This window comes from Pseudomonas sp. MF6394 (genome assembly GCF_002018845.1).
Lineage (GTDB): Bacteria > Pseudomonadota > Gammaproteobacteria > Pseudomonadales > Pseudomonadaceae > Aquipseudomonas > Aquipseudomonas lactis.
Map to the genome: position 1 here is coordinate 74,873 of NZ_MVOJ01000024.1, position 9,253 is coordinate 84,125.

Consider the following 9,253-nt stretch of genomic DNA (forward strand, 5'->3'; position numbering starts at 1 on the left):
CGCCACGACTAGGGATGCTGGGAGTAACGGTGTAGCACCTTGTCCAGGATGATATCGGTCTTCAGCGCCTCGATGGCCAACGACGGATGCTCGGCCTCGCCACGAATATGCGCGTTCATGTTCAGCACATGGTGCCATTGAATATGGGTGTGACACGGCACTTCCAACACTTCGGTGGTCTCGCCTTCAAGCCGCAGCGGCTGGTCGTCGAACACCGAAAATTGAATACGGCCGCGACTGCCGATCAGTTCGACACGGTCTTCGCGGCGGTCTGCCACAAAGTTCCAGCAGCCCATGCCCAGCGCACCGCTGGCGAATGTCCAACAGGCTGTCACTGCGTCTTCTGCCGCGTAGCGTCCCGCCTGTCGCGCCGAAAAGCCTGAGACCTCAACGATATCCCCAGCCAGGTACTGGAACAGGTCAAACCCATGGCTGGCCAGGTCGGCAAAGTAGCCGCCACCGGCAATGGCCGGGTCGGTACGCCAATTGGCGGCGTCGGTGTCTGTTGCGGCAGCTGGCTTGCACAAGGTCCAGGTCAGGTGGCGCAGCTCACCGATACGGCCTTCCTGCAGCCAGGTGCGCACTTGCTCAAAGCGCGGCAATGAACGCCGGTAGTAAGAAACAAACAGGTGCAGCCCGGCGCGCTCAAAGGTGCGCTGCATCAACGCGCTCTGTTCAGCATTCAGCGACATCGGCTTTTCGACGCAACAATGCTTGCCCGCCGCGGCCACCCTCAGGGCGTACTCAAGGTGACTGTCGGGCGGGGTGGCGATGTAGACCGCCTCCACCTCGGGGTCATCGATCAAGGCCTGGGCGTCGGTATAGCAGCGGGCAATGCCATGGCGCGCCGCATAATCGCGCACCGCCTCGGCACGCCGCCCCATCACGGCGACCAATGCCGAACCTGGCGCTTTATAGAAAGCCGGTCCACTCTTTAACTCAGTGACACTGCCACAGCCGATCATGCCCCAGCGTATGGTCTTCATCTAATGTCCTCGGTCGTATTCGTCAATCGGGCAGTATCCACATACCGGCCCTGGCGCGCCATAACCACTTAGCATGACAATTGCATTACACTTTTATGACATTCGTTCGGCGCGGGGGCACATTCGATGAAAATTAGGGCAACCGTCATTTGCGAACATGAGGGGCATATCCTCTTCGTGCGCAAGGCCAGATCAAAATGGGCATTGCCCGGCGGGAAAGTGGAAGCAGACGAGCGCCCGGTAGGCGCGGCGGAACGCGAGCTGGAAGAAGAAACCGGATTAAACGTGGACGGCTTGCTGTACCTGCAGGAGCTCAAGGCCCGCGACACCGTCCACCATGTGTTTGAGGCCTCGGTAGTCAATATCGACGAGGCACGGCCGTGCAACGAGATTGTCGATTGCCAGTGGTACGCCTACAGCGCCCTGGATGAGCTGGACACCACAGACGCCACGCGCCACATCGTCAAATCCTTCCTGCGGCGCCTCTGACGCCCTGGACAGAACCCACCGCAGCAAACCCACGGCGGCCGGCCTTTATCTCGGTACGCAACTCACCAATCAGGTTGGCGATGGCACGGATGCTGTCCAGGCCCTCGGGCGATACGCAGGTCAGCAGCAAGTCGACACGACCGGACGTGGGCTCGAACACGCTGATGCGCAGTGAGCCGTCGCTGTTAAGGCAGCACTCACACGCAAGCGGCAGGAAGCCTGAGGCCATGATGCGATTGAATTCGGTGATGGAAATCATGATCAGCCCCCCGTCCCTGGGTTCTACCCGATTGAGGTGATGCAAGCAGCATAGATAAGGTTTTGCGGGCCGCCGGACAATTAATGCAAAAGTGTTAGCCAGCCCTCATTTTGTCGGGCGTAACCCGCCATGAATGGCAGGCCGAGATTAAATCGCGGGCAAAAAAAATCCCAAGTAGCTGATGGAAACTTGGGATTTAAAAATGCATAAACCGTGGGAGGTGAACGCCCGGCTATAGTAGCGATTGTAAAAACATGTAACAAGATTATTTTAATCCTTTCGTCGGATTGAAAGCGTCGTAAGTCATTCAATAACCACATGTTTTTTAAGGTAGAAGGCAATACTTGTGCTACTTTTTGGTGCAAGTAACAGCTATATACCCCCGTATAAAAAAGGGTTATTAATCCGGTGCAGCACTTTCAAGTAACTGTTCACTTAACTGCTTGCACGTTTCTTCAAGCGCCTCACGACTGGAAGCGGTGGCACCTACCACGGCCTCCAGGTGACGACACAGCGTCAGGCGTTCAGCCGCCTCCGCACGCTGGCGGTCGACTTTGGCGTTGAGCTGAACAAAATAGAACCCCAGTAACACGGCGACAACCAGCACCCCCACTGCAAAGTAGCGCAAGCTGTTGGACGATGGAGGCTCTGGGGCATTCATGGCCTTAAGGCGCCCTGCTCTTTTCATAACGCACATCATCCAGATCGACCATGGAAAACCCCGCCGCCTGGCCGTCCACTTCCGCGATCCAGCCGCAAGGGGCTGCGCGCAACGTATCGCTCAATACCTGCGGGGTAATCCCCAGGTCAGCCATCTGTTCAAGGCTCAGGTGGTTTTGCACCACCGCGGTGCGAATCGCGCACAGCGTGTCGACGTCATCGGGTGTCGCCGCTCGAATCAGCACTTGCATACAGGCCTCCATGAAGAAGTGCGCCATTGTATGCAAATACTTACATAGGGTTTGTCGTGGATTTGTAAAGGCCTCACAGCGGGTGCGGGGCTACGAATTACTTGCGCGCGACCTTGTAGCGCAGGCAATCCTGATAAAAGCTCTGACGAATCGCCTCCGGCTTGAGCCTTGAACGACTGTCATAAGTCTGCTCGGTGATCCCCATGGCCATCATGCGCATCCACGATTTGCTGAACTTGAGGGTCTGGATCTTCTGCCGGGCGGCGTACAGCGAAACACCGGATAACTTGAGCTCCTGGGCCCTGGCGGCCGTGCCGGCGCCCCAACTGCACATGTACTTGTCACCTTCGCGCAATTCCCTGGCCTGCGCGACAGTCGCGCCGCCGGCCAGGGAGCAGGCAATCAGCATCATTCCCACAGAGCGCATTTGCATCCTCACCTAACCACCTGAAAATAAAAGTGATTTTGGCGAGGATTTTGTTACAAAGGGGCCATTAAATTGCCTTACTGCGCAACGCAATGGCCGGATGGCTCATATCAAGGCTTGAGTTCGAACAGCGCCGGCATTGGCGGCCACTCCGAGGGCACTTTGCGGAAGCGGCTGAAACCGGCCGCTTGCGCCATCTGGCGGGCACGCTTCTCGCCCATGAACGCCCCCAGCCCCGCCCCACCGTGGGACAGTGAACAGGTCATGCAATAGAGGGTGCTCTGCGGGTACATGACGCGCCCGAACAGGTTCATGTTCTCGTGCAGCTCTTCGGACAGGTTGAGCTCCACCATCAGGTAAGTGCCGTCTTCGGCCGTTGCTGCGCGTAAATCCTTGAGCATCTGCTGAGGGTCAGTGGCATCGTGGATCACCACAAAAGTGGTCACGAAGTCGAATTGCTGGCCGCGCAAGGCATCGGAGTCGTTCACCTCAAATTGCACCCGGTCACCCACACCAGCCGCCTCGGCGTTGGCCCGCGCCAACTCGATGGAAGGCAGGTGGAAGTCGCATCCGACAATGCGCGCCTCAGGATAGGCCTTGGCCATGGTGATCGCCGCCAGGCCCGCGCCGCAGCCGAAATCCAGCACACTGCCGCCGGTCTTGAGCTTCTCTTCGACGCCGTCCAGGGACGGAATCCAGTGCTGGACCAGGTAGTGCTTGTACCAAGGCATGGTCATGCGCTCCATGCCTTTCCAGGTTTCCAGCGGGAACGCCTCTTCAGCGCAACCCCCGCCGTGGCGGAAGGCCTCGATGACCTTGGGCGCCATGCTCACGAACGGCACGCTCAATTGGATAATGCCACCGGCGAAATACGGCGAGTCTTCATCGGCCAGCACTGGCACAAACTCGGCGGGCATCTGGTAGCGGCGGGTTTGCGCGTCGTAGGTCACGTAATTACCGGTGGCCATGCTGCCCAGCCATTCGCGCAGGTAACGCGCGTTGTAGCCGGTCTTGTGCGCCAACTCCTCCAGGGTCACCGCGTGGCCGTCGGCCAATGCCTTGAACAAGCCGAGTTGGTCGCCAATGTAGAGCATGGCACCGCGCAGCGTGTTGCCGTAATCCTCCATGATGCGCGCCGAAAATTGCTGGACCTTGGCTTTATCAACTTCCATAACGTTAGACATCTGTCGCTCCTTGATGAATTTGCAAGTCTGTTCAGAGATCAATGATCAGTGGCCGGCGAGCCTGGCCAGCACGTTGTCAACGATGCGTTCGGACATGCCCAGGTGCGTCCGGGGCTCGAACAGCCGGGCCAGGGCGCCGTCATTCATGACCGCAAGCACCCGCGCATCGGCCTCGATCGCCTCGCGGATCGACACGTGATTGCGCTGGCTGGCCTGGGACACTTCGAAGATGATCTGGTAGGCGCTGCTCTTGCCCAGCTTGCGCGCCATTTCGAACACCACGGCTTCAGTACAGATGGCATCACCATAGGCCTGGGCGGTGCCTTCCATCTTCTGCACATTCACGGTGAGCCCGTCGATGGTCTCGGTCAGAATCGAGAGCGCCATCAGCGCATAGTGGGAAACGTCCGCGACCGCGCACCACTCCAGCCGGGTACCCCGGTAATCGCGCTCATGCTCAAGAATCATCGCGTCCAGCGCGAGCATGACCTGGGCCTTGGCCAGCCGCGCCAACACCACCACCTGCTCGCAACCTTCAGGGTTGCGTTTGTGCGGCATGGTGCTGCTGCCGATCTGCTGGTCGCTCCAGCCCACCTCCACTTCAGCGATTTCCCAGCGATTGAGCGTACGGATTTCATCGGCTATGCGGGCCAACGAGGCGGTGACCATGGCCAGAGTGCTGACGAACTCGGCAACGCGGTCGCGGGACACATGCCAGCCCGTAAGGGGCACTTGCAGCGACAAGCGCTGGGCAAAACGCTCCAGCATCGGCATGGCGTCCGGGCCGAACGCGGCCATGGTGCCGACCCCGCCGAACAACTGCACCACCAGCACCCGCTGGCGCGCCTCGGCCAGGCGCTGACGGTGGCGCAATAGCTCATCGATCCAGCCGGCGACCTTCAGCCCGAAGGTGGTTGGCAACGCGGGAATCGAGTGAGTCCTGGCGACCATCAGCGAGTCACGGTGCGCATCGGCCAGGGTCGACAACTTGCCCAGCAGAGTCTCTAGGGCCTGCTCCATGGCATCAAGCACATCGCGCATTTCCAGGGACTGAGCGGTGTCCTGGATGTCCTGGGTGGTAGCGCCGTAATGCACGTATTCACGGGCAGTGGGGCTGCAGTTTTTTTGCAGGGCGCTCAGCAATGGCATCAGCGAATGCCCAGTGGCCGCCACGCCCTCGGCCAGTTGGCGCACATTGATGCCCGACAGCAATGCGGCCTTTTCGATCTCCAGGGCCGCCTCGCGCGGGATGATGTTGACGTCGGCCTGGGCCATGGCCAGCGCGGCTTCCACGTCCAGCCAGCGTTGCAGGCGACAATGACTGCAGAAGATCTTGCGGCTCTGCGGGCCGGCATAACCCGAACCGTGGGTTTTCGAGTCAAGGATATGGCTGTGTTCGTGGCGGCATTGCTCGCCGTCATGATCAAAGCCCGCTCGGTCCGACCGTGCGGTGCAAGATGCACGGGCGGTCACTTCCAATGTTTGCGCATCCATCACATACCCTCCATCGCGTACTGGGACTGACTGGTATTGCCTGGGGTTGCCTGCGTCGCTTCAAGGCCATGGCCGCAAGCGCGAGGCAGTGCTTTAGTTGCCACCAAATCGACCATCTCGGCCGCCAGCCCCGTGTAGGTCGACGGGTCAAGCAGCTCATCGAGCGTTTGCGGGCTGAAACAACCCTGCAGCCGCGAGTCGCCAAGCAGTGCGTCACGAAAGCAGACGCCTGTGTCCTGGGCTTGCAGGGCGATGTCGTGCACCAAGTGATGGGCCGTCTGCTTGCCACACCGAGGCGCCAGCGCAAGCATCACCCGCTCCGACAGGATCAGCCCGCCCAGTAAATCCAGGTTGCTGCGCATGCGCGCTTCACGCACCTCCAGCCCAGCCAGCAGCAAGCCTTCCATACGGGCGAGCAAGGCGCCGGCATAAATGAACAGCTCGGGCAAGGCCGCCCATTCGATGCGCCAGGTGGTGCCGTCACGCTCGTGCAACTGGAACGCCGCGTCGGTCAGCGCAACCATCTGCGCGCGCACCAGCCGCGACAGCGCGCTGATCAGGTCCACCGTCGACGGGTTTTGCTTGTGGGGCATGGTGCTGCTCCCCACCTGCCCTGCCCGCCGGCCTTCGCGCACTTCGTCGATCTCGGTGCGCTGCAGGTGGTAGATCTCATTGGCGACACGGCCCAAGGTTGCCGACGCCTGCACCAGCAACCACGCCGCCTCCAGGATGCGGTCGCGGGCGCTGTGCCAACTGCTCAATGGCGCCGCCAGGCCGAGGCGTTCCAGGGTGCAGCGCTGCACATCCAAACCCTGCGGGCCCAGCCCGGCCAGGGTGCCCACGGCGCCGGTCAGGTTACCGACCATCACCCGCGCGTAGGCTTCGTCAAAACGTTCAAGGTGCCGATCGAGCTCATCGACCCACACCGCTACCTTGTAGCCAAACGTGGTGGGCAATGCCTGCTGCCCATGGGTCCTGGCGACCATCGGCGTGTGCTTGTGGCGCAGCGCGAGCGTGAGCAAATGCCCACGGATCCCGCGCAAACGCTGCACCACCAGGCCCCAGGCATCGCGGATTTGCAGGATGAGGCCGGTGTCGAGGATGTCCTGGGTGGTGACGCCGTAATGCACGTATTCACCCAGCCCATCGGCGCATAACCCCTGCAAGGCGCGTAGGGTCGGCACCAGGATGTGTCCGGTTTCCAGGCTCTCGCGCCCCAACGCGTCGAGGTCCAGCAGTTCCACGCTGGCCACCCGGGCAATTTCCCGGGCGGCCTCGTGGGGGATGATGCCCATCTGCGCCTGGGTCGCCGCCAGCGCAGTTTCAACATCGAGCCACTTCTGCACCTGATTGGCATCAGAGAAGATCGCGGCAAATTCCGGGGACGAGTAAGCGCCCCCGTGGATACGGGATTCAGTGATATGACTTGGCATGTCGAGTTACTCGCGTTGTCCTAAGGAGGGCTACTTCACGCGTTGCACTTGTTCCCAGACTGCATCGTAGTAAGCCCGCTCCAGCCGGAAGTGCTCGGCCAGGGACGTGAGAAACGCATTCTGGAACCCGAGGTCCGGAATACGCCGTGAGATCAGCGCCCATTCACGCTTGGCCCGTGGCGGCACCAGGCTGATATGCACTTCGTAGTACTCCGCGTCATCCTGGCTCAAGCCTGCGTTGCGCAGGGCGTTGTACAGCTTGCCGTGGTTGCCCGGCACCACCAGTTCGGTGATGTAGAACACCGCCAGGCCCCAGCCGACATCGGGGTTGCGGAAGCAACGTGCGCGGTTGTTGAGGTAGGCGATTTCCTCGGGCATCGTCGAAAGAGCCTCGAAATCGGCATTCAGGCCCACGGCGGCAAGCAGCTTGGCCAACAGCTTCGGGTGGGAACGCTGCTCATCCTCTTCGCCCAACTCGCCGTAGAGATAACGCGCCAGGGCGGCCGCCTCGTCTACGTCAGTCAGGTTGACCAGCAGGTCGGCGGCGTCCCGGTACAGGCGGTAAGTACGGAACCATTGGTGGCGCAAAAACACCTGCAATTGCTCGCGAGAGGCTTTGCCTTCAAACACATACTGCGACATCGGGTGGTTTTCCCGCGACTGCGCGGCAATCTGCTCTTCCAGGCGTTGCTGGAAACCGGCCTCGGACAAGGGCGATGCCAGGTCGACAGACGGCATGAAACGCTCTTGCACGCTATAGACGGCATTGGCCAGCCAGCGCCGGGTTGAGGCGGTGGCCACGTCATCGCTCAGCGACAGGATGTACAGCAACTGCTGGCACTGCGCTGCATTCGCGGCGTCACCGCGTTGGCCGCTCTCGCACAGGGCGCGCAGCATGTTGGCGGCAATTTCGATGCGATTGAACGTCGCGTCCGGCTTCAGGGCCTCCGCCAACAGACGGGCTTCGGCCGTGTGGATATTCTGCAATTGCGGCAGGGAAAAATTACGTGGGCTCATCATGTGCTCCATTATTTTTGTTCTGGGATCGCAGGTCGTTCAGGCAGACAGGCGTTGGGCCTGCATCTGTTGCCACAGGCTGTCGAAGTAGGCCTTGTTGATTTCGAAGTGGCGCTTGAGGGCACGCATGAACGTGCGTTGAAAGCCCTCCTCGCTGGCGAACTTGGCAATCAGGGCCCACATTTCCTCGGTATCAATCTCATCCTGGGTGCCATGCAAGCGGTGGAATTCGCTGGGCTGCTCTGGAACGTCGAGGCGCTGCAACAGCTCGTAGATGCGCCGATGGTTGACGCAACTGACAGACTCCACCGCATAGAGCAGCGCAAGGCCCCAGGCGACATCCGTGTGGCGCACACAGCGAATGCGATTATTGAGATAGGCCTTTTCCAGCGGATGCAGCGCGGGGAAGTCGATGGCCAGCGGAATATCGAAATACTCCATCAGATGGGCGAGCATCGCCGGGTGCGAGCGCTCCGGTGTCTCAGCCCCTGCTTCACCGTACAGGTTGCGGTAAAACACCGAGGCATCTTCGATGGCTTCGAAACGAAAGGCCAGTTCGGCCAGCAGGCTGTAGAAGTTGTAGGAACGGGTCCAGTGATGCTCCAGGAAGAAGCGCACATCCTGCACCGGGGGCGTCCCTTGGAACAGATGCACCGACATCGGGTGATTGACCCGGCTGCGTGCAGCGATTTCAGCGTCGACCTGCTGACGGAACTCCTCCACCGGCAACGCGGTGAAGCCCGGCACATCGGCGGCGAACTCATCTTCGACGCGGTAGACCTCGCTGGCCATCCAGCGCCGGGTCGGTTCGGTGCGCGGGTCACCGGGAATGTGCAGTTGCAGCAAGGCAGACTGGTAATGCGCGTAGGCGCCAGCGTCTCCCGCCAGGCCTTGCCGAGCCTGTGCGAGCAGCGCTTCCAGCGCGCGGGTGACCTGGGTGTAATTGGCGCCAGGTTCCAAAGCATTCGCCATCAGCCGCGAGGCGTTGGTGAAGAGATCGGAATCCGAGCGTTGTTGCAGGGCAGCAGTATCCATTGATAACCCCTGAATCTT

The 9,253-nt window shown here is 60.6% G+C and carries 10 protein-coding genes and 1 pseudogene; 1 reads left to right on the top strand and 10 read right to left on the bottom strand.

The genetic code is table 11. The features are described from left to right. Positions 1-8: 8 nt before the first annotated feature. Complete coding sequence (locus MF6394_RS22350; RefSeq protein ID WP_044273078.1) at positions 9-986, bottom strand: Gfo/Idh/MocA family protein; 978 nt, start codon at positions 984-986, stop codon at positions 9-11. 126 nt (positions 987-1,112) lie between these two features. On the opposite strand from MF6394_RS22350, the gene MF6394_RS22355 reads away from it, so the two are divergent. Beyond that, positions 1,113-1,475 carry an NUDIX hydrolase gene (locus tag MF6394_RS22355; protein WP_032896941.1) on the top strand — a complete coding sequence of 121 codons (363 nt, stop codon included), beginning with the start codon at positions 1,113-1,115 and terminating at the stop codon, positions 1,473-1,475. Here the strand turns inward: MF6394_RS22355 and MF6394_RS22360 are convergent. From MF6394_RS22360 to MF6394_RS22400, 9 genes and pseudogenes are all read right to left on the bottom strand, one after another. After that, positions 1,450-1,734: a DUF1652 domain-containing protein gene (locus MF6394_RS22360; protein ID WP_044273074.1), complete on the bottom strand. Its 285-nt coding sequence runs from the start codon at positions 1,732-1,734 to the stop codon at positions 1,450-1,452. The two genes, MF6394_RS22355 and MF6394_RS22360, sit on opposite strands and share 26 nt — an antisense overlap. Before the next feature lie 400 nt (positions 1,735-2,134). Beyond that, entirely contained in the window at positions 2,135-2,395 is a 261-nt protein-coding gene (locus tag MF6394_RS22365; protein ID WP_044273073.1) for a hypothetical protein, read from the bottom strand. Positions 2,396-2,429: 34 nt separating this feature from the next. Continuing rightward, positions 2,430-2,645: pseudogene (locus tag MF6394_RS22370) on the bottom strand (GNAT family N-acetyltransferase); the annotation flags it as partial. A gap of 97 nt (positions 2,646-2,742) precedes the next feature. Further along, positions 2,743-3,072: a hypothetical protein gene (locus MF6394_RS22375; protein ID WP_003191756.1), complete on the bottom strand. Its 330-nt coding sequence runs from the start codon at positions 3,070-3,072 to the stop codon at positions 2,743-2,745. A gap of 110 nt (positions 3,073-3,182) precedes the next feature. After that, positions 3,183-4,256 carry a class I SAM-dependent methyltransferase gene (locus tag MF6394_RS22380; RefSeq protein ID WP_044273072.1) on the bottom strand — a complete coding sequence of 358 codons (1,074 nt, stop codon included), beginning with the start codon at positions 4,254-4,256 and terminating at the stop codon, positions 3,183-3,185. A gap of 45 nt (positions 4,257-4,301) precedes the next feature. Continuing rightward, positions 4,302-5,750 carry a class-II fumarase/aspartase family protein gene (locus MF6394_RS22385; protein ID WP_044273070.1) on the bottom strand — a complete coding sequence of 483 codons (1,449 nt, stop codon included), beginning with the start codon at positions 5,748-5,750 and terminating at the stop codon, positions 4,302-4,304. Further along, positions 5,750-7,183: an adenylosuccinate lyase gene (gene purB / locus MF6394_RS22390; protein ID WP_078467565.1), complete on the bottom strand. Its 1,434-nt coding sequence runs from the start codon at positions 7,181-7,183 to the stop codon at positions 5,750-5,752. Before purB ends, MF6394_RS22385 begins: the two co-directional genes overlap by 1 nt. A gap of 30 nt (positions 7,184-7,213) precedes the next feature. Next, on the bottom strand, positions 7,214-8,200 hold the full coding sequence (locus MF6394_RS22395; protein WP_047711039.1) for an HOASN domain-containing protein: 987 nt from the start codon (positions 8,198-8,200) through the stop codon (positions 7,214-7,216). A 39-nt stretch (positions 8,201-8,239) separates the two neighbouring features. Further along, positions 8,240-9,235, bottom strand: a complete 996-nt coding sequence (locus MF6394_RS22400; RefSeq protein WP_047711040.1) for an HOASN domain-containing protein — start codon at positions 9,233-9,235, stop codon at positions 8,240-8,242. Positions 9,236-9,253: the final 18 nt, after the last annotated feature.